This window comes from Pseudomonas shahriarae (assembly GCF_014268455.2).
Classification (GTDB): Bacteria; Pseudomonadota; Gammaproteobacteria; order Pseudomonadales; family Pseudomonadaceae; genus Aquipseudomonas; species Aquipseudomonas shahriarae.
In genome coordinates, this window is the sequence record NZ_CP077085.1 from 1,754,734 (window position 1) to 1,774,944 (window position 20,211).

A 20,211-nucleotide genomic window follows, 5' to 3' on the forward strand; every position below is an offset into this window, starting at 1 on the left:
TTGCCGGCGATGACGGTGTATCTGCCCATGATGTGCTGGCAGTTAGTCCGTTATCGCCGGCAAGCCAGCGTCTACAAGGTGCATCGCGGTTGGATCAGGCCTTTTCTTCCTTGCCCAACCAACGGTAGGTGATGCCACCGATCACCGCGCCAAGGATCGGCGCCAGCCAGAACAGCCACAGTTGCTGGATTGCCCACCCGCCGACAATCAGCGCAGGGCCGGTGCTGCGGGCCGGGTTGACCGAGGTGTTGGTGACCGGAATGGAGATCAGGTGGATCAGCGTCAGCCCCAGGCCAATGGCGATGGGCGCCAGGCCAGCCGGTGCACGACGGTCGGTGGCGCCGAGGATGATCAGCACGAACATCGCGGTCATCACCAGTTCAGTGACAAACCCCGCCGCCATTGAATAGCCGCCCGGCGAATGTTCACCGTAACCATTGGATGCCAGCCCCGCCGCCAGTTCGAAACCCGGTTTGCCGCTGGCAATGAAGTACAGCAAGGCCGCTGCCACTACGCCGCCAATGACTTGCGCGACGATATACGCAGGCATCTCCTTGGCCGCAAACCTGCCGCCGACCACCAAGCCCACGGTGACCGCCGGGTTGAGGTGACAGCCGCTGATATGGCCAATGGCAAATGCCATGGTCAACACGGTAAGCCCGAAGGCCAGCGATACGCCCAACAGGCCGATTCCGACATCCGGGAAGGCTGCGGCCAGAACGGCACTCCCGCAGCCACCCAACACCAGCCAAAACGTACCCAACCCTTCCGTAACGGAACGTCTGAACAGAGACATGAACGCGTCCTTCTAAATCAACGGGTGTGATGCTTCCCTGCAGTCTGATGTCAGGGCCCTCCTGGACCCTGATTGCAGTACAGCAGGATTGTGATACACGGCCAGCAAGATAGAAAAAACTGTCAGAATTGTTCGGAATTGATAGCGCCGTTAGTAGTCCGAAATCAGTCGATACCTACGAAACCTCCGGTCTGGTGCTGCCACAATCGCGAGTACAGGCCGCCATGTGCCAGCAACTGGGCATGGCTGCCACTCTCGGCGATCTGGCCTTTTTCCAGGACCACCAACCTGTCCATTCGGGCAATCGTGGACAGGCGGTGAGCGATGGCGATCACCGTCTTGCCTTGCATCAGGGTTTCCAGGCTTTCCTGGATGGCCGCTTCCACTTCCGAGTCCAGGGCCGAGGTGGCTTCGTCCATGATCAGGATCGGTGCGTCCTTGAGCAGGACCCGGGCGATAGCGATGCGTTGGCGTTGCCCGCCGGAGAGTTTCACCCCGCGCTCACCGACGTGGGCATCCAGGCCAATCCGGCCCTCGGCGTCCGACAGCAGCGGGATAAATTCGTCGGCGCGGGCCTTGCGGATCGCGTCCCAGAGCTCTTGGTCAGTGGCATCGGGCTTGCCATACAGCAAGTTGTCGCGGATCGAGCGGTGCAGCAGCGAGGTGTCCTGGGTAATCATGCCGATGCGTTCGCGCAGGCTTTCCTGGGCCACTTCGGCAATGTTCTGGCCGTCGATCAGGATGCGTCCGCCTTGCAGGTCGTAGAGGCGCAGCAGCAGGTTGACCAGGGTCGATTTGCCGGCACCGGACGGGCCAATCAGGCCGATCTTCTCCCCCGGTTTGATGACCAGGTTCAGGCCACCGATGATGCCGCTGCTCTTGCCATAGTGGAAGTCGACCTGTTCGAAGCGCACTTCGCCGCGGGGCACGCTCAGGCGCGGGGCGTTTTCGCGGTCGATCACCGCCAGCGGCTGGGCGATGGTTTTCAGACCGTCCTGGACCATGCCGATGTTCTCGAAAATGCCGTTGACCACCCACATGATCCAGCCGGACATGTTGACGATGCGGATCACCAGGCCGGTGGCCAGGGCAATGGCACCGACCGAGATCAGCGACTGCGTCCACAGCCACAGGGCCAGGCCGGTGGTGGTGACGATCAGCAGGCCGTTCATGGTGGTGATGACCACGTCCATGCTGGTGACCACGCGGCTGGCCAGCTGGGTTTTTTCGGTTTGCTCGATGATCGCTTCCTTGGCGTACTCCTGTTCGGACTGGGTGTGGGCGAACAGCTTCAAGGTGGTGATATTGGTGTAGCCATCAACGATGCGGCCCATCAATTTGGAGCGCGCCTCGGACGAGATGACCGAGCGTTCCTTGACCCGTGGCACGAAGTAGCGCAGCGCCAGGCTGTAGGCGATGATCCAGGTGACCAGCGGGATCATCAGGCGCCAGTCGGCTTCGGCGAACAGCACCAGGGAGCTGATGGCGTAGATTGCTACGTGCCAGATGGCATCGACGGCGGCCACGGCCGAGTCGCGCAGCGAGTTGCCGGTCTGCATGATGCGCTGGGCAATACGCCCGGCGAAGTCGTTCTGGAAGAAGTTCAGGCTCTGCTTGAGCACATAGCTGTGGTTCTGCCAGCGGATCAGGCTGGTCATGCCGGGGCTGATGGTCTGGTGCACCAGCAAATCGTGCAGGGCACCGAAGATCGGGCGCAGCAGCAAGGCAACCACGGCCATCCAGATCAACTCGGTGGCGTGGATCTGGAAGAAGTTGGCCGGCGGCGTGCCTTGGGCCAGGTCGATGATGCGGCTCAGGTAGCTGAACAGCGCCACTTCAATCAGCGCGCCGATCAGGCCCACCACCAACAGCGCGGCAAAACACGGCCACACCTGGCGCAGGTAATAGAGGTAGAAGGGTAGGACTTTATCCGGAGGTGCCGCGCTGGGAGCGTCGCGGAAGATGTCGATCAGTTGTTCAAAACGACGATAGAGCATTAGGTCTGACGCCCGCCGGGCGGGCTCTCCTTGTTAAAGACGCGCGCGGCCTTGTGGGCGGCGCGCGCAACTCCCTGTGAACCTTAGTCGATGCGCTTGGCCGACTTGATCAGGACAGGGTCGATAGGCACGTTTTGCATGCCTTGTTTGGTAGTGGTTTGCGAGTTGACGATGATATCGACCACGTCCATGCCCTTGACCACTTTGGCGAACACCGCGTAGCCCGCATCGCGGCCTGGGTCGAGGAAGGCGTTGTCGGCCACGTTGATAAAGAACTGGCTGGTGGCCGAGTTCGGATTGCTGGTGCGGGCCATGGACAAGGTGCCGCGCACGTTATGCAAGCCGTTGCTGGCTTCGTTCTTGATCGGCGCTTCAGTAGGCTTTTGCGACATCTGCTGGGTGAACCCGCCACCTTGCACCATAAAACCCGGGATCACCCGATGAAAAATGGTGTTGGTGTAGAAGCCCTTGTCGACGTAGGACAGGAAGTTCTCGGTACTGATCGGCGCCTTGACCGGATCCAGTTCGATTTCGATGTCGCCATTGGTGGTGGAGATCAATACGTGTGGTGCCTTGGCCGGCGTGGCCGCCATCAGGTTGGCAGCAAACAGAACAGAACCGGCAAAAACGGCGATTTTTTTCAGCATGGGTCAGTGATCCTGGGAAGTGGTTTCGACTGTCTTGAGAAAATCGAGCAGGGTTGTGTTGAAGGTTTCGGGTTGGTCCAGCGGTGTCGCGTGACGCGAATCCTCGATCACCACCAACCGCGCATCAGGCAGCAGTTTTACATAGATTTCTTTTTGCGCCACTGGGGTGTAGTCGTGGTCGGCGCTGATGACCAGGGTTGGACAGGCGATTCTGCAGAGTCGTTCCTGTACGCCCCAGCCCACAATGGCATCGAAGCTGGCGAGGTAAGCACGTTTGTCGTTTCTTGCCCAGCGTTCGCGCATTTTGCGCCGCAGGTCGGCCTGTGCGGGTTTGGGGAACAACCGGTCGCCGAGTGCCTTGCCGATGGTATTCAAGCTGAGCACGCGGGCCAGGCCCCAGCGCTTGGCCCATTGCCAATAGTCATTGGCGCTGCGCACCTTGACCTCGGGCGCGCTGTTGACGATACACAGGCTTTTGAGCAACTGCGGTTGGTCGACCGCCAGTTGAAAGGCGATCATCCCGCCCATCGACAGGCCGACCACATGGGCAGCGGGCAGTTGCAGGTGTTCGATCAACGCCACCAGGTCTGCGGTAAAGCCGGCGATGCTGTAGCGCTCCCGGGGTTTGTCGGAGCGCCCGTGACCGCGCACATCCAGCAGCACCAGGCGGTAATGCCGGGACAACACGGGGATTTGCAGTTCCCAATCCTGGCAACTGGAGCCCAGGCCGTGGATCAGGATCAGTGGCACGCCGTGGCCATATTCCTCGTAATGCAGGGTGCAACCTTCATGTTCGAAATAGGCCATGGGTGAACTCCGTGTCAGGCTTGCCGGGGAGCGGCAAAGGGTGCGTCCAGCGGTGCAGTGTCGAAGGTGCGCAGCAGCTCGACCAGAATCTGCGTGGCCGGGCCCAGGGGCTTGTCCTTGTTCGAGTACAGGTAGAACGTGGGGTGGCGGCTGCCGCCTTGCTCCAGGGGCAGTTGCTTGAGCAGGCCTTCCTTTAGCTCACGCTCGATCATGTGCCGGGGCAGCCAGGCAAACCCCAGGCCGCTGCCGACGAAGGCGGCGGCGGTGGCCAGGCTGCCCACGGTCCAGCGCTGCTCGGCGCCGAGCCAGCCGACGTCCCGCGGTTGCTGGCGACCGGAGTCGCGGATCACCACCTGCATCTGGCTTTCCAGGTCCTGGAAGCTCAGTTCGCGGTTGAGCCGGTGCAACGGGTGTTCAGGGTGGGCCACGGCGACAAATTCCACGTCGCTCATTTCCGTGCCCAGGTAGCCGGGAATGCTGAAGCCGCTAATTGCCAGGTCGGCCACGCCTTCAATCAGCAGCTCCTCGACACCCGACAGCACTTCTTCGCGCAGGCGCACGCGGCAGCCCCGGCTTTGCGGCATAAAGGCGGTGAGGGCGCGCACCAGGCGGGCGTTGGGGTAGGCGGCATCGACCACCAGGCGTACTTCGGCCTCCCAGCCTTGTTCCATATGATGGGCCAGGTCTTCCAACTGGCTGGCGTTTTTGACCAGTTGCCGGGAGCGGCGCAACAGCACCTCGCCGGCCTCGGTGAGCACGGCCTTGCGCCCGTCGATGCGCAATAGAGGCACGCCCAACTGGTCTTGCATGCGGGCCACGGTGTAGCTCACCGAGGATTGCGAGCGGTGCAGCACTTCGGCTGCCTGGGCGAAGCCGCCATGGTCAACCACGGCTTGCAACGTGCGCCATTGATCAAGGGTCACGCGGGGCGCTTTCAAGATGAGCTCCTCTTGTCCTAAGCTGGCGGTCCTTATTGGAGACTGCCGAATGAGAAAATTCTGTTGTGTATTGCTGGCACTGTTGCCGTTGAGCGCGTTCGCCTATCCGATCGATGTGTCAAAGTCGATCAAGGGGGTCAGCATCGACTACAACGCTTCCGATGTTGACGGTGATATCAGCTCCATCCAGCTCAGTAACTACGGCAGCAATGACGCTGCGTGTACGGTCGCGTTTACCAATGGCCCGGAGCCAGCGCGGGTGCGCAAGGTCACGGTCCCTGCCGGGAAAAGCACCAACACTACGGTCAAGTTCAGCCGCGCGATTATCAAGATGCGGATCAAACTGACCTGCGAACCCAAATAATTCGCTGCGGGGCCTTGGCCATGCCCCGCTTATAAACAACTTTATAGATGGGTTATAGCAGTTTTTTGCGCTTTTTTATCGAATGGGCTCTGTTTAACCTTCACTCCATCGACTTACAGCAATTACCGATGGAGCTTACAAAGCCATGTCTAACGTTCTGATCATCGAAAGCAGCGCCCGCCAGCAGGATTCTATTTCCCGCCAACTGACCCAACAGTTCATCAGCCAATGGCAGGCGGCCCATCCGGCCGATCAGATCACCGTGCGCGACCTGGCCGTCAACCCAGTGCCGCACCTGGACGCCAACCTGTTGGGCGGCTGGATGAAGCCGGCCGAGCAGCGCAGCGTGGATGAGCAGGCGTCCCTGGAGCGCTCCAACCACCTGACCGACGAACTGCTGGCCGCCGATGTGCTGGTGATGGCCGCGCCGATGTACAACTTCGCCATCCCCAGCACCCTCAAGGCCTGGCTTGACCATGTGTTGCGGGCCGGCGTGACCTTCAAGTACACCGCCACCGGTCCCCAGGGCCTGTTGACCGGCAAGCGCGCGTTTGTGCTGACCGCCCGTGGTGGCATCCACACCGGCGCGAGCAGCGATCATCAGGAACCGTATCTGCGCCAGGTCATGGGTTTTATCGGGATCCATGATGTGACCTTTATCCACGCCGAAGGGGTGAACCTGGGTGGCGACTTCCAGGAAAAGGGCTTGAACCACGCCAAGGCCCTGCTGGCACAGGTTGCCTGACGCGTTAATCGCCAGATAATCGCACGGTGTTTTTATAGCTCCACGCAACCCTTCAAGTACGCGTATCGAACCTCCCTTTGCACTTGTTGCTCCTGAGTGCTCCTGCCCGACTGCCGCTTTAGCGAGGTCGGGTTTTTTTTGCGCCGAGTTTCGCCCCGCCGTGAAAGACGCTAATGTCGCGCCCATTCGAATATGAGGCACACATGGGCTACTTACTGATTGTCACGCTGATCCAGGCGTTTTCCTTCAGCCTGATCGGCGAATACCTGGCGGGTCATGTCGACAGCTATTTCGCCGTGCTGGTGCGCGTGCTGCTGGCCGGGCTGGTGTTTATCCCCCTGACCCGCTGGCGCTCGGTGGAGCCTGCGTTCATGCGCGGCATGCTGCTGATCGGCGCGTTGCAGTTCGGCGTGACGTACGTGTGTCTGTATTTGAGCTTCCGCGTGTTGACGGTGCCGGAGGTGTTGCTGTTCACCATCCTCACGCCATTGCATGTGACCTTGATCGAAGACGCGTTGAACCGGCGCTTCAACCCCTGGGCGCTGATTGCCGCGCTGGTGGCGGTGGCGGGGGCGGCGGTGATCCGCTTTGACCAGATCAACCCGGACTTCTTCATGGGCTTTTTGTTGCTGCAACTGGCCAACTTCACCTACGCCGCCGGGCAGGTGCTGTACCGGCGCCTGGTGGCACGACACCCGAGCGACCTGCCGCACTACCGGCGCTTTGGCTATTTCTACCTGGGGGCATTGGCCGTGGTGTTGCCGGCGTTCCTGCTGTTCGGCAAGGCCAACTTCCTGCCTGAAGCGCCGTTGCAGTGGGGTGTGTTGCTGTTTCTGGGCCTGGTCAGCACTGCCTTGGGTCTGTACTGGTGGAACAAGGGCGCCTGCCTGGTCAACGGCGGCACCCTGGCGGTGATGAACAACCTGCATGTGCCGGTGGGGCTGCTGCTCAATCTGCTGATCTGGAACCAGCATGAGCCGCTGGGGCGCCTGTTCCTGGGCGGGGCGGTGATTGTGGCGGCGGTGTGGATCAGCCGGTTGGGGATTCGCCCGGCGCCGCTCAGCCGGCAATGATCGTTCCCAAAGGTGGGGGCGGGCTTGCCCGCGATAGCGGACGATCAGTAACAGATGTGTTGACTGACCCACCGCTATCGCGGGCAAGCCCTCTCTAACCAGGCGCTGCTTCGCGCCTGGTTAGAGCGTAGCCTTCTCCGGCACCGGCAAATGACTGGCACCCAACACCGCCGGCAGTACTCCGGCCCGCAGGTCATTACCACTCGGCTGCTGATACAGGCTCAAACCAAACTCCGGCAGCACCGCCAGTAAGTAGTCAAAAATATCCCCCTGGATCCGCTCGTAATCCGCCCACGCCGTGGTGCGGGTAAAGCAGTAGATTTCCAGGGGCACACCCTGGGAGGTGGTCTGCATCTGGCGCACCATGCAGGTCATGTTCGGTTGGATATCCGGATGGCTCTTCAGATAAGCCAGGGCATAGGCGCGGAAGGTGCCCAGGTTGGTCATGCGCCGGCGGTTGGCCGACAACTGCGCGCTGTGGCCCTGGGCTTCGTTCCAGGCCTTCAATTCTGCCTGTTTGCGGCTGATGTAGTCGGTCAGCAGGTGGACCTGGGTCATCCGCACTTCTTCATCATCACGCAGGAAACGCACGCCGGCCGCGTCGATAAACAGGCTGCGCTTGATCCGCCGCCCGCCCGAGGCCTGCATGCCGCGCCAGTTCTTGAACGATTCGGACATCAGGCGCCAGGTGGGGATCGAGACGATGGTCTTGTCGAAGTTCTGCACCTTGACCGTATGCAAGGTGATGTCCACCACATCGCCATCGGCGCCGACCTGGGGCATTTCGATCCAGTCGCCGACCCGCAGCATGTCGTTGCTGGTCAATTGCACACTGGCGACAAATGACAGCAGCGTGTCCTTGTAGACCAACAGGATCACCGCCGACATCGCACCCAGCCCTGACAGCAGCAACAGCGGCGAGCGGTCGATCAAGGTTGCAACGATGATGATCGCGCCAAACACGAACAGCACCATTTTCGCCAGTTGCACATAGCCCTTGATCGAGCGCGTGCGGGCATGTTCGGTGCGTGCGTAGATATCCAGCAGGGCGTTGAGCAGGGCGCTCATGGCCAATACCTGGAACAGAATGGTGAACGCCAGCGCCACGTTGCCGATAAACAGCGTGCTGGTCTTGCTCAATTCCGGCACCAGGTGCAGGCCGAACTGGATCACCAGCGACGGCGTCATCTGGGCCAGGCGGTGGAAGACTTTGTTATGGCGCAGGTCATTGAGCCAATGCAGGGCAGGTTGGCGGCCGAGCAACTTGACCGCATGCAGGATCAGGTAGCGTGCCACCCGTCCGACCAGCAGGGCCACCACCAGCAGCACCAGCAAAGCCAGGCTTGAATGCAGTAGCGGATGTTGGTCCAGGGCACCCCAGAGGTCTTGGACGTTGAGCCAGAGCTGTTTGATATCCATGGTTTAACGCGATTCTTCTGTAAGACATGACGGGGCGATTAGAGCATTTAAGTGCTGCAAAGTTGTGCAGGCAGACAAATCACCTGACAAAAAACCATCTGTTTGGCCCACTTCGCGTAAAGAAACTCGGCCTGAGCGCCCGAAACCGTTACCCTATGCAGCTGATTTTTTGTATTTCTTCGAGGTAGCACCCGTGTTTTCCCAATTCGCCCTGCACGAACGCCTGCTCAAAGCCGTGGCCGAGCTTAAATTTGTCGAGCCTACGCCTGTGCAAGCAGCGGCCATCCCGCTCGCGCTCGAAGGGCGTGACCTGCGGGTGACGGCTCAAACCGGGAGTGGCAAGACCGCCGCTTTCGTCCTGCCGATCCTCAACCGTCTGATCGGCCCGGCCAAGATCCGCGTCAGCATCAAGACCCTGATCCTGCTGCCTACCCGTGAGCTGGCCCAGCAGACCTTGAAGGAAGTGGAACGCTTCTCGCAGTTCACCTTCATCAAGTCCGGCCTGATCACCGGGGGCGAAGACTTCAAGGTCCAGGCCGCCATGCTGCGCAAGGTCCCGGATATCCTGATCGGTACCCCTGGGCGGATGATCGAGCAACTGAACGCCGGCAACCTGGACCTCAAGGAAGTCGAAGTGCTGGTGCTGGACGAAGCCGACCGCATGCTCGACATGGGCTTTGCCGACGACGTGCAGCGCCTCGTCGAAGAGTGCGTCAACCGCCAGCAGACCATGCTGTTCTCCGCCACCACCGGCGGCTCGACCCTGCGCGAGATGGTCGCCAAGGTCCTGAACAACCCTGAGCACCTGCAGGTCAATAACGTCAGCGACCTGAACTCCACCACCCGCCAGCAGATCGTCACCGCTGACCACAATGTGCATAAAGAGCAGATTCTCAACTGGCTGCTGGCCAACGAGACTTATCAGAAAGCCATCGTGTTCACCAACACCCGTGCCATGGCCGACCGGATCTACGGGCGCCTGGTGGCGCAGGAGTACAAGGCGTTTGTATTGCACGGTGAGAAGGACCAGAAGGACCGCAAGCTGGCGATCGACCGACTCAAGCAGGGCGGCGTGAAGATTCTGGTAGCCACCGACGTCGCCGCCCGCGGCCTGGACGTGGAAGGCCTGGACATGGTGATCAACTTCGATATGCCGCGCAGCGGCGACGAATATGTGCACCGTATCGGCCGTACCGGGCGTGCCGGCAACGATGGCCTGGCCATCTCGCTGATCTGCCATGGCGACTGGAACCTGATGTCGAGCATCGAGCGCTACCTCAAGCAGTCGTTCGAGCGCCGCACCATCAAGGAAGTCAAAGGCACCTACACCGGGCCGAAGAAGGTCAAGGCTTCGGGCAAGGCCGTGGGCGTGAAGAAGAAAAAGGTCGACGCCAAGGGCGACAAGAAGAAAACCGGCGCCAAGTCGCCGACCAAGCGCAAGATCGCCAACCGGCCGAAGACCGACAACCTGTCGTTGGTCAGCAAGGACGGCATGGCGCCGCTCAAGCGCCGCAAGCCAGAAGCACCGGCTGCCGAGTAATACGCCAGCGCACTAAAAAACCGGACAATGTCCGGTTTTTTTATGCCCTCAGTTTTTCGCCTTGGCCGCCGCTTCCTTCAACTCCTTGAGTCGCGCCTCGATCAACTGGCACTTGTCGGGAAATTTCGCACTTTCGGTGTCCAGGTCCATCTGCTGCAGCTCGTCGTTGATTTCCTTGGCCTTGGTCGGGTTCTGCTGGGTGAGGGTGCTGACTTCCTTGGCCAGTTGTTCGCGTTTTTCCGTGGCTTCTTCCGGGGTACAGGCCCGGGCGGGCAGGGCGCTCAACAGGGCGGCGGCGACAGCCAGTTGCATCAGGGTTTTCATGGGGTAGACCTCCTTGGCGGTGATACCCGGTTGAGAGGGCTGGCCTGTGAAAAGTTCAGTGCAATCACGCCTGTCTACCCGGCTGAACGCCCGCAGCCGCCACAGGTCACAACTTTTGAAGGCACCCAGTCGGTGTGCCTGCAGGAGGATTCAGGATGAGCACTTACAATTGGGATCTGATCGAACGTCTGTTGCATGAAGTACAGAACGGCGAGGGCAGCTTTGCCCCGCGCAAATATGCCGAACAGGAAGCGGCCGATAAGGCCACGGCCGGCGAGTTCACTGGCGATCTGGATGCGTTGAAAAAGACCGCCGCCGATTACGAAGCGCTGTTGTTCAAGCGCGGCTTTATCGAGTCCCGGCCTGAAGACGAGGGCGGCAACGGCGAGAATTTCATTTTGACGCCCTTGGGCGCGCAGCTGCTGGCATTGATCGACAGCGCCATCCCGGGTAACGATCACCCGCGCCAAGTGCTCGACGAGCAGGCCGACGCGCTGGACCCGGCGACGTTCGAGATGGTGGCCTCCAAGGCACAGATCGCCTGAGCACGCGCAAACTGTCAAATCGGTAATCTGGCGCTAAGCCAACTGACAGGCGCCGATCCCTACTCTGCAGTCATTCAATTGACGGGAACGGTATCGGCATGCACTCCAACACTTCTCGACGAACCTTCGTCAAAGGCTTGGCTGCGGCCGGCCTGCTGGGCGGCGCAGGCCTGTGGCGGCCACCGGTCTGGGCCCTGGCCAGCACCGGGCAGCCGGGTGTGCTGGCGGGCAGCGAGTTCGAGCTGTCTATCGGCCAGACTGCGGTCAATTTCACCGGCCACGTGCGCACCGCGCTGACGATCAACGGCAGCCTGCCAGGCCCGCTGCTGCGCTGGCGTGAAGGCGATACCGTAACCTTGCGCGTGCACAATCGCCTGGCGCAGCCGACGTCGATCCACTGGCACGGGATTATCCTGCCGGCAAATATGGATGGCGTGCCGGGCCTGAGTTTCAAGGGGATCGAGCCGGGCGGGGTGTATGTCTACCAGTTCAAGGTCAACCAGCACGGCACCTACTGGTATCACAGCCACTCCGGGCTCCAGGAGCAACAAGGGGTCTACGGCCCGCTGGTGATCGACCCCAGGGAGCCCGAACCCTTCACTTACCAGCGTGACTACGTGGTGATGTTCAGCGACTGGACCGACGAAGATCCCGCCGCCCTGATGAAAACCCTGAAGAAACAGTCCGATTACTACAACCTGCATAAGCCCACCGTGGGCGACTTCATCAAGGATGTGGCCGACAAGGGCTGGTCGGCTACTGCCGCCGACCGCCTGATGTGGGCGAAAATGAAGATGAACCCCACGGATCTGGCGGACGTCAGCGGCACGACCTACACCTATTTGATGAACGGCCAGGTCCCAGCGCAAAACTGGACCGGGCTGTTTCGCGCCGGTGAGAAAATCCGCCTGCGCTTTATCAACGGCTCGGCCATGACCTACTTCGATGTGCGTATTCCAGGCCTGAAGATGACGGTGGTGGCTGCCGACGGCCAGCCGGTAAAACCGGTCAGCGTGGACGAGTTGCGCATCGCCGTGGCCGAGACGTATGACGTGATCGTCGAGCCAAGCGAGGCGGCCTACACCCTGTTTGCCCAAGCCATGGACCGTACCGGCTATGCACGCGGCACCCTCAGCCGCCAGCCGGGATTACTGGCGCCGGTTCCAGCGCTGGCCCCGCGTCCCTGGTTGACCATGGACGATGTGGGGATGGGCGGCATGGACCACGGCGCCATGGGCGATATGCCGGACATGGACCATGGACAGATGGCCGGGATGGACGGCGGGGTGATGCAAGGCATGTCCGGCATGGATGGGCAGAGCATGGCAGGCATGGACCACAGTGCGATGCCCGGCATGGACCACAGCGCGATGGCGGGGATGTCGATGCAAAGCCATCCGGCCAGCGAAAGCAACAACCCGCTGGTGGACATGCAGGCGATGAGCACCTCGCCCAAGCTCGACGACCCGGGGATTGGCCTGCGAAACAACGGACGCAAGGTCCTGACCTATGCCGACTTGCGCAGCACCTTTGCCGACCCCGATGGCCGCGAACCCGGCCGCACCATCGAGTTGCACCTGACCGGGCATATGGAGAAGTTCGTCTGGTCCTTCGACGGGGTGAAGTTCTCCGATGCCGAGCCGCTGCGGCTGACCTATGGCGAGCGCGTGCGGCTGGTGCTGGTCAACGACACCATGATGACCCACCCCATCCATCTGCATGGCATGTGGAGCGACCTGGAAGACGAAAACGGCCAGTTCATGGTGCGCAAACATACGATCGACATGCCGCCGGGCTCGCGTCGCAGCTACCGGGTGACGGCCGATGCCCTGGGGCGATGGGCCTTCCACTGCCATCTGCTGTACCACATGGAAATGGGCATGTTCCGTGAAGTCCGGGTGCAAGAGTGAGGAGCCGACCATGAACCCTTTATTTCGACCTGTTGCACTGCTGATCGCCACCTGCGCACCGGTGGCGCTGGCCACTGCCCAAACCATGGATCACAGCCAGATGCAGGGCATGGCGCCCGCCAAGCCGGCGGCCACCAGCCACAGTCGCACGCCGATCCCGGTGTTGACCGACGCAGACCGTGCAGCGGTCTACAACGCACCGGGTGGGCACAAGGTGCATGACAGCGGTCTCAACTCGTTGTTTGTCATCAATCAGTTGGAATGGCAGGGCTCCGACGATGGCAATGCCCTGGGGTGGGATGTCAACGGCTGGGTGGGCGGCGATATTGATCGCCTGTGGTTACGCACCGAGGGCGAGCGCGCCAAGGGCAAGACCGAAAAGGCCGAGGTCCAGGCGTTATGGGGGCACGCTATCAGCCCCTGGTGGGATGTGGTGGCCGGTATGCGCCAGGACTTCAAGCCAGGCGACAGTCAGACGTGGGCGGCCTTCGGCCTGCAAGGCATGGTCCTGTACAACTTTGAAGCCGAGGCCACGCTGTTTGTCGGCGACGGCGGCCAGAGCGCCGCGCGCCTGGAAGGTGACTACGACATTTTGCTGACCAACCAGCTGGTCTTGCAGCCCACCGCCGAGGCCAACTTCTATGGGAAAAACGACCCCGGGCGCGGGATTGGTTCCGGCCTGGCAGACACCGAACTCGGGGTGCGGCTGCGTTACGAAATCCGCCGCGAGTTTGCCCCTTATGTCGGCGTGACCTGGAATCGCGCCTATGGCCAGACGGCCGAATACGCCAGGGATGAGGGCGAGGACCGCAACGAGGTGCGCTGGGTCTTGGGTGTACGCCTGTGGTTCTGATGGAACACCACTTTACTAATAACCTGCCGTCATGAGCGGCCAGGAGCCTTGCATGTCTGTGTTTAAAGCGGTTGCGCTGTGTGCTGGACTGTTGATGAGTGTGCCGGTATTGGCACATCCGACGTTGTTGTCTTCATCGCCAGCCGATGGCGCCAAGGGCGCTGCCCCCGCAACCATCGAGCTGCATTTTTCGGAGAACCTGATAACGCAGTTCTCCGGGGCCAAACTGATCATGACCGCGATGCCCGGCATGGCCCATTCACCCATGCCGGTCAAGGCCAGCGTGTCGGGCGGCAGTGATCCCAAGGTGATGCTGATCAAGCCCACGGCGCCGCTGCCGGTCGGGACCTACAGGGTGGACTGGCGTGCGGTGTCGTCGGATACCCATCCCATCACCGGTAATCTGGTGTTCAGCGTCCAGCCATGAGTGACTTACTGGGTATCGCCTTACGGTTTGCGTTGTACCTGGACCTGATGCTGCTGTTTGGCTTGGGGTTGTTTGCTCTGTATGGCTTGAAGGCGTCGGAACGAGTGTCCGGTGTGGTCTTGAATATCAGGGGCTGGCTGGCCGGCACTGCCATCCTGGGCGTGCTGCTTTCAATGGCTTCGTTGCTGGTGATGACGCGGGCCATGAGCGGCGAGCAAGCGTGGCAGGCCCTTGGGCCGCATGTGCAGATGATGCTGTGGCAGACCGAGCTGGGCTTGACCTGGATACTGCGTATCGGGGCGTTGTGGTTCGCGGTGCTGGCTGTTATGGCCGGTGCGGCATGGCCCACCGGCAGTCTATGGCTGGCGACCTGTGCCGCCGGTGTCGCCCTGGCGACACTGGCCTGGGCCGGTCACGGCGCGATGAGTGACGGGGCGCTGCGCGCCTGGCACTTGATGGCCGACAGCGCACACCTGTTGGCGGCCGGCGCCTGGTTCGGGGCATTGGCGGCGTTTGGGCTGCTGTTGCTGCCTGGGAACACGCAGGACATTGCGCCAGTGAGGATCCTGGCCAGGGCGCTGACCGGCTTTGAGGTGGTCGGCGCGGTGCTGGTGGCGGTGTTGATAGTCACTGGCGTGGTGAATTACCTGTTGGTGGTCGGGGCGAAGCTGGACGGGATTATCCAGAGTACCTACGGCATTTTATTCAGCCTGAAACTGGCGTTGTTTGGGGTGATGTTGGCTATGGCGGCACTCAACCGCTTCCATCTGAGCCCGCTTCTGCTGCGGGCGGTGGAGACCGGCGAGCAGGCAATGGCCTGTCGTGCCCTGCGCCGCAGTTTGAGCCTGGAGTTTGGCGCGGTGCTGCTGATCCTGGGGTTGGTGGCAGGGCTGGGGACATTGGGCCCGATGTCGTCCGACTAGGCCGGGCTGTCCTTGAGGCACTTGAGTGCCTGGAAATCGCTGCGCACCTTAGCGATTCTCTGCACCAGCTTCTGGCGTTGTTGCACCGTGCTTTCGGCCATCACGTCCACCAGCAGACTGCGGGCTGCGGCTTCGGTCTGGGCATAGGCCTGGCGATAGTCCGCGGTCCACAGGCTTTCACGGTCCACCAGCAACTGCTCCATCTTGCGTGGGAAGTCGCTGCTGGCCCGTTGATTGACTGCGGCGATGAACTGCGCCTGCCAATGGGCACGGTTGCCGATCCATTGCTGGTTCTGCGCGCCGAGGGCAGTGGACCAGGCCAGCACACGCTCTTGCTGGCTGGCGCTCAATGGGCCTAGCCAGGCATCCAGGCGCTTGCTCATGCGCTCGCTACGCTCCTTGATCTGTTGCTCCAGGGGCGGCTTGAGGTATTCGTTCTGGCGTTTGCCCAGGTCCTTGGTCAGCGCGGCATCCATCTCGCGCACTTGCTGCTCATCCAGCCCGCGCAGCAACTCGATGGCTGATGGGGTGATTTGCCGGGCGACGTCGGCGATTGCTTGCTTGGCTTCAAGGGCGTGGGCTTGCAGGGCGGCGTCACTGACCTGGTGGCTGTCGACCATCTGCTGCAGGCGGTCGAGCCAGTCCAGGTAGCCAGGTAATTGGGTGGTGCAGTGCCAGGCCAGGTGTTCCTTGAGCGTTTCGTTGAACCAGCTTTTCTGCCCGGCGTTCATGTCCAGGTAGTCGTTGAGGGTCCAGGGGATGATCACGTCGAGATTGCGATAGGCCAGGCCCACGCGGTTGCAGCCGGCAAGCAGGGCGCTCAGGACCAGTAAAGCAGCCAGGATTCTTAACCGACGCAGCATGGGCGAGTCCTTGCGCAGACCAGGGATGTTCATCTGAACCCGCCGGGGGCGTGACAGTTCAGCCCATCAATAAAACGACCGCTCGGCCTTTAGGGTCAACAGGCCATCACATTGCGAATTGTGTCCGGAGTAGGCCGAGCAGTCGCTGCCGTTGAGGTTGGAGTCGCTGTAGATCAGGTCCAGGTCCATGCCCATCCACGGTCGGGAAAATTTCACCGACCAGTCGCTGAAACTGCGGATAGAGCCGCCCTCCACCGAGGCCGGGGCGCCCAACTGATGAGTGGTGTACTTCATGCTCACGCCAATGCCAAACGGCTGGGTGCCGCCCAGGTCGGCAAACAGGGTGCTGTCGCGACGGTCGGGGTCATTGCCCAGTGACACGCCAAACCGATTGCCCAGCAGGTTCAGGCCGCCGTAGAACTCCTGGCTGTCGAGGGGGCTCAGCTTGGGGTAGCTGTAGTGAATCATCCCCAGTTCATAGCCCAGGGTCTGGTCGAACGGGCGCTTGAAGCCCATGTAGGAATCGACTTCCAGTTTGCTCGCGGGCGACAGGCCCATGCTCGGAGAGAACTGGCCGAAGTACAGGCCGCTGGCGTGGCTCAGGTCGAGGCCGCCGTGAAACGAGTTGCTGCCCGGTGTGGTGGGTTTGACCAGGCCCTGGGCCATGCTGCGGCCGGGCGTGGTGCCCAGTTTCAAGTCGAAGTCGCCCAGTTCACGCTGGAACACCTGCGCTTCGGCGAGGGGGCTGGCAAGCAGGGCGCTGACCAGAAAAATACAGGGTTTGAGCACGCTTCACTCCATGAAAAGCGAGGAGCAGTAACGGGAGAAATCGGGCAAATGCCCGTTCTAGACGTGTGCAAGCATACCGGCGAAAGTCAGGTATTGAGACCCGTTCGTCGATTGGCGTGGTTGAATGTGTGTCGGGGGGATGTTGCTGGCTCTAGTCCTAGCGCCTTGATAGGCAAGGCGCTTAGGGACCAGGTGGGCTGCGTAGGCGGCTTGCGCGCTTACTTCTTACCCAGGGTGATCTGCTTGGACGGGCCGAATGTCTGGCCGCTCACGCCCTTGGCGATCTGCTGGATTTCGCCACCGGACTTGAGGAACGCGGCGATTTGGTTGTTGATCGATTCGCTGGTTTCAACGGCGGGAGCTGGCTTTGCTTTGCTGTTGGATGCTTTTACGCGCATGGCGGCCACTAACCTGTAGAAAATTAACTTGGCCAGGCATCGTACATGAAATGCTTGACAATTGCTTGGTAAATATCTCCCAGGAATAAGCTGCGCTATTATAGAAGCCCGAAGTTGGTCTTTGGTCGAAGGCCCTAACTCGCTGTTTTAAATAGAAACCGTGGGTAAAAATAGCACCTGGCCATTGCTGCACGGCGGCAGCTTGACCTGACGAGCGGGGCAATTGTCGGCAAGTGCCCGGCAAACCCGCGATTTTTCAGGGTTGCGCGCCTGGACACGGGACCGCCGCCTTCAACTCGGGTAGAATGCCGCCCACGCAATGAGGGTATTGGAAATGGCTTTAGTCGGGCGCTACAACAGTTTGCAAGTGGTTAAACACACTAACTTTGGTTTGTATCTGGACGGTGAACAAGAGGGCGAAATCCTCTTGCCCAATCGTTATATTCCCAAAGATATTCCCAGTGAAGATGAAGACTGGCTTAACGTTTTTATTTATCTGGACAGCGATGACAAACTTATCGCGACCACTGAAAAACCAAAAGTGCAGGTGGGCGAGTTCGCCAGCCTGAAAGTGGTTGAAGTCAACAGCATCGGGGTGTTCCTCGACTGGGGCCTGCCCAAGGACCTGCTGCTGCCGTATTCCGAAGAAAAACGCCAGCTGACCGCCGGTGAATACTGTGTGGTGCACGTCTACCTCGACAAACACACCAAGCGCATCACCGCCACAGCGCGCCTGGACCGTTACCTGGACAAGACGCCGGCCAACTACACCGTGGGCCAGGAAGTCGACTTGCTGGTTGCCGAAGCCACTGATATGGGCTTCAAGGCAATCATCAATAACAAGCACTGGGGCCTGATCCACAAGAACGAAGTGTTCAAGTTCCTGCGTCCGGGCAAGGAAGAGAAGGGCTTCATCAAGGAAATCCGCGCCGACGGCAATATCAGCCTGAGCCTGCAGCCGGTCGGCGAGCAAGCGGCGTCCAGCCTGAACTCGAAGATCCTCGCCAAGTTGCGTGAAAACAACGGCAGCCTGCCGGTCAGCGACAAGAGTGACCCGACCGTGATCAGCAACTTGTTTGGCGTGAGCAAGGGCAACTTCAAGAAGGCCATTGGTGCGCTGTACAAGCAGGGGCAGATCGTAATTCACGCTGATCGTATTGAACTAAGCTGATTGCAACCTGCTCTTGTGTAGGCGTCGCTATCGCCGGTCAGCCGGCTCCTGCAGTGGGTCATCGCCATGGGCAAAAAAGTCGTGTTTGCTTACCTCGGTACGTTGTTGGCTTTTTTAGTGCTCGATGGCCTCTGGCTTGGGGTATTGATGGGGCCGACCTACAAGGGCCTGCTCGGGCCGCTGATGCTTGAGCAACCGCGATTGCTCCCGGCGGCGCTGTTCTACTGCCTTTATGTATTCGGCTGTGTGGCCTTTGTAGTGTTGCCGGCGCTGGCCAGTGGCGGCTGGCAACGGGCTGCCCGCCTCGGTGCCTTGCTTGGGTTGGTCGCCTATGGCACCTACGACCTGAGCAACTGGGCGACCTTGCAAGGCTGGTCTGCGGGGTTGGCAATGATGGACATGGCGTGGGGCACCTTTCTCACCGCGGCCTGCTGCTCGCTGGGATACTGGGCGGCGCGGCGCGTCAGCGGCTGACCGGCGCCCGGCAATCAACCTTAATCTGGGCGGGGCGTAACAGTAGCGCCCCGGCCAGTATCAAGCCGCTGCCGGCTAACGTCAGTGCCGGCTGCAAGCCGCCACTAAAATGGTTGCTCAACGACGCCAGCAGCGGGCCACTTAACTGGCCCAGGGCAAAACACGCCGTCAGCAGGCCGGTGCTCCGTTGCGCGCCGTGGGGCGCAACTTCCCGCGAACGTTGCATCACCAATTGCATGCAGGCCAGAAATGGCAGCCCACAGAGCAATACACCCAGCACCAATCCCACGCCATTGCCCCACAGGCAGGCGAAGACGCCAATCGCTTGCATCCCCAGGGTTGCCATCAACCAGTAGCGTGTGGTGTCGGGGTTGGGCTTGCGCAGACTGACCAGCAACACGCCCAGGGCCGCCGCCAAGCCAAAGCATGGCCAGAACAGGTCTGCCTGCCAGGCGCCCTTGAACTGCGCGCTGGCCATTTGCGACAGGAAGGTGGCCGGAATGATGTAGCCCAGGCCATACAGCAGGTAAATCCAGCCCAGATGCGCGATGCTGCCGTTGCGCCCGGCAGGGGCGCTGCTTTGCGGCGCCCCCTTGTCCGGCTTGGGCAGGAACGGCAGGATCACCAGCAACATGCCCAGGGCGACCACGCCGTACACCAGCCACAGTGTTGCCGAATCCTCGCCCAACAGGTTGGAGGCCAGTGCCAACAATCCCGTCAGCAGGATCCCCAGTCCAGGCCCGGCAAACACCAGTGCCCCCAGCCGCGGGCGCCCGGCGGCAATCGCCAGCGGCTGGCTCAGGCCGGTAATCATCACCAGCACCCAGGCGCTGGCCACACCCGTGCCGAAGCGCAGCAACAGGTGCGACCAGAAGCCGTTGGCCCAGAACGACGCCAGGGTCAGCAGCACACACAACCACAACCCGCCGAGCAACCGTCCGCGTATGTGGTGATGACTGCGCGCGAACATCGAGTCCACGGCCCCCACGAAATAGCCCAGGTAGTTGGCCGCGGCAATCAGCCCGGCGGCGGTCAGGTCGATTTGCCCTTCGCTGAGCAAGTGCGGCATCTGCGGGGTGAGAGCAAAGCGGCCAATGCCCATGGCCATCATCAGGGCGATAAAACTGGCGAGTAAACGAATCAGGGGAGACATGGGCCAAATTCCAGGAAGAAGCGATGACCTCAGGCTAAGGTGGATTAGTGTTCAG

At 61.0% G+C, this 20,211-nt stretch carries 22 protein-coding genes; 11 read left to right on the forward strand and 11 right to left on the reverse strand.

The window, feature by feature from the left end:
• Positions 1-94: 94 nt before the first annotated feature.
• The 5 genes from aqpZ to HU773_RS07905 all read right to left on the reverse strand — a co-directional run bounded on the left by aqpZ (position 95) and on the right by HU773_RS07905 (position 5,185).
• Entirely contained in the window at positions 95-796 is a 702-nt protein-coding gene (gene aqpZ, locus HU773_RS07885; protein WP_057441240.1) for an aquaporin Z, read from the reverse strand.
• A 164-nt stretch (positions 797-960) separates the two neighbouring features.
• Positions 961-2,793 (reverse strand): ABC transporter ATP-binding protein, encoded by a 1,833-nt coding sequence (locus HU773_RS07890; protein WP_186625257.1) that lies wholly within the window; start codon positions 2,791-2,793, stop codon positions 961-963.
• 83 nt (positions 2,794-2,876) lie between these two features.
• Positions 2,877-3,440, reverse strand: coding sequence for a peptidylprolyl isomerase (locus tag HU773_RS07895; protein ID WP_057441236.1), 564 nt, complete (start codon positions 3,438-3,440; stop codon positions 2,877-2,879).
• 3 nt (positions 3,441-3,443) lie between these two features.
• Entirely contained in the window at positions 3,444-4,247 is an 804-nt protein-coding gene (locus HU773_RS07900; protein ID WP_057958826.1) for an alpha/beta fold hydrolase, read from the reverse strand.
• Positions 4,248-4,261: 14 nt separating this feature from the next.
• Positions 4,262-5,185, reverse strand: coding sequence for a PA3225 family LysR-type transcriptional regulator (locus tag HU773_RS07905; RefSeq protein WP_057441231.1), 924 nt, complete (start codon positions 5,183-5,185; stop codon positions 4,262-4,264).
• A 49-nt stretch (positions 5,186-5,234) separates the two neighbouring features.
• Between HU773_RS07905 and HU773_RS07910 the strand changes: the two genes are divergently transcribed.
• The 3 genes from HU773_RS07910 (at position 5,235) to HU773_RS07920 (ending at position 7,367) form a co-directional block, all read left to right on the forward strand.
• Positions 5,235-5,549: a hypothetical protein gene (locus HU773_RS07910; protein WP_057441229.1), complete on the forward strand. Its 315-nt coding sequence runs from the start codon at positions 5,235-5,237 to the stop codon at positions 5,547-5,549.
• 145 nt (positions 5,550-5,694) lie between these two features.
• Positions 5,695-6,294 carry an FMN-dependent NADH-azoreductase gene (locus HU773_RS07915; RefSeq protein ID WP_057444346.1) on the forward strand — a complete coding sequence of 200 codons (600 nt, stop codon included), beginning with the start codon at positions 5,695-5,697 and terminating at the stop codon, positions 6,292-6,294.
• Between the two features lie 203 nt (positions 6,295-6,497).
• On the forward strand, positions 6,498-7,367 hold the full coding sequence (locus HU773_RS07920) for a carboxylate/amino acid/amine transporter (protein WP_057441227.1): 870 nt from the start codon (positions 6,498-6,500) through the stop codon (positions 7,365-7,367).
• A gap of 120 nt (positions 7,368-7,487) precedes the next feature.
• On the opposite strand, the gene HU773_RS07925 is transcribed toward HU773_RS07920, so the two are convergent.
• On the reverse strand, positions 7,488-8,786 hold the full coding sequence (locus HU773_RS07925) for a mechanosensitive ion channel family protein (RefSeq protein ID WP_057958828.1): 1,299 nt from the start codon (positions 8,784-8,786) through the stop codon (positions 7,488-7,490).
• Positions 8,787-8,979: 193 nt separating this feature from the next.
• Here HU773_RS07925 and HU773_RS07930 point away from each other — a divergent pair, with 193 nt between their 5' ends.
• Positions 8,980-10,326, forward strand: a complete 1,347-nt coding sequence (locus tag HU773_RS07930) for a DEAD/DEAH box helicase (RefSeq protein ID WP_057441220.1) — start codon at positions 8,980-8,982, stop codon at positions 10,324-10,326.
• Between the two features lie 48 nt (positions 10,327-10,374).
• Here the strand turns inward: HU773_RS07930 and HU773_RS07935 are convergent, their stop codons facing one another.
• A complete protein-coding gene (locus HU773_RS07935) occupies positions 10,375-10,650 on the reverse strand; it encodes a hypothetical protein (protein ID WP_057958829.1) in 276 nt (91 codons plus the stop codon).
• 155 nt (positions 10,651-10,805) lie between these two features.
• On the opposite strand from HU773_RS07935, the gene HU773_RS07940 reads away from it, so the two are divergent.
• From HU773_RS07940 to copD, 5 genes are all read left to right on the forward strand, one after another.
• Complete coding sequence (locus HU773_RS07940; protein WP_057958830.1) at positions 10,806-11,195, forward strand: hypothetical protein; 390 nt, start codon at positions 10,806-10,808, stop codon at positions 11,193-11,195.
• Between the two features lie 98 nt (positions 11,196-11,293).
• On the forward strand, positions 11,294-13,105 hold the full coding sequence (locus HU773_RS07945; RefSeq protein WP_057958831.1) for a copper resistance system multicopper oxidase: 1,812 nt from the start codon (positions 11,294-11,296) through the stop codon (positions 13,103-13,105).
• Between the two features lie 10 nt (positions 13,106-13,115).
• On the forward strand, positions 13,116-13,958 hold the full coding sequence (locus HU773_RS07950; protein ID WP_057958832.1) for a copper resistance protein B: 843 nt from the start codon (positions 13,116-13,118) through the stop codon (positions 13,956-13,958).
• Between the two features lie 52 nt (positions 13,959-14,010).
• Positions 14,011-14,385 (forward strand): copper homeostasis periplasmic binding protein CopC, encoded by a 375-nt coding sequence (gene copC, locus HU773_RS07955; protein WP_057958833.1) that lies wholly within the window; start codon positions 14,011-14,013, stop codon positions 14,383-14,385.
• Positions 14,382-15,308: a copper homeostasis membrane protein CopD gene (gene copD, locus HU773_RS07960; protein ID WP_057958834.1), complete on the forward strand. Its 927-nt coding sequence runs from the start codon at positions 14,382-14,384 to the stop codon at positions 15,306-15,308. The genes copC and copD overlap by 4 nt, the downstream gene beginning before the upstream one ends.
• Here copD and HU773_RS07965 read toward each other — a convergent pair.
• The 3 genes from HU773_RS07965 to HU773_RS07975 all read right to left on the reverse strand — a co-directional run bounded on the left by HU773_RS07965 (position 15,305) and on the right by HU773_RS07975 (position 17,358).
• Positions 15,305-16,171, reverse strand: coding sequence for a DUF6279 family lipoprotein (locus tag HU773_RS07965; RefSeq protein ID WP_057958835.1), 867 nt, complete (start codon positions 16,169-16,171; stop codon positions 15,305-15,307). The two genes, copD and HU773_RS07965, sit on opposite strands and share 4 nt — an antisense overlap.
• Positions 16,172-16,237: 66 nt before the next feature.
• Positions 16,238-16,960, reverse strand: coding sequence for a TorF family putative porin (locus HU773_RS07970; protein ID WP_057958836.1), 723 nt, complete (start codon positions 16,958-16,960; stop codon positions 16,238-16,240).
• Positions 16,961-17,178: 218 nt separating this feature from the next.
• The gene (locus HU773_RS07975) at positions 17,179-17,358 is read right to left on the reverse strand and encodes a PFL_1563 family small protein (RefSeq protein ID WP_007946007.1); all 180 of its coding nucleotides are present in this window, start codon (positions 17,356-17,358) and stop codon (positions 17,179-17,181) included.
• Positions 17,359-17,692: 334 nt separating this feature from the next.
• On the opposite strand from HU773_RS07975, the gene HU773_RS07980 reads away from it, so the two are divergent.
• Together HU773_RS07980 and HU773_RS07985 are read left to right on the forward strand one after the other, a co-directional pair.
• The gene (locus tag HU773_RS07980; protein WP_029292380.1) at positions 17,693-18,529 is read left to right on the forward strand and encodes a CvfB family protein; all 837 of its coding nucleotides are present in this window, start codon (positions 17,693-17,695) and stop codon (positions 18,527-18,529) included.
• Between the two features lie 66 nt (positions 18,530-18,595).
• Entirely contained in the window at positions 18,596-19,003 is a 408-nt protein-coding gene (locus HU773_RS07985; RefSeq protein ID WP_057958837.1) for a DUF2177 family protein, read from the forward strand.
• Here the strand turns inward: HU773_RS07985 and HU773_RS07990 are convergent.
• Complete coding sequence (locus HU773_RS07990) at positions 18,993-20,156, reverse strand: YbfB/YjiJ family MFS transporter (RefSeq protein ID WP_057958838.1); 1,164 nt, start codon at positions 20,154-20,156, stop codon at positions 18,993-18,995. The genes HU773_RS07985 and HU773_RS07990 overlap by 11 nt on opposite strands.
• Positions 20,157-20,211: the final 55 nt, after the last annotated feature.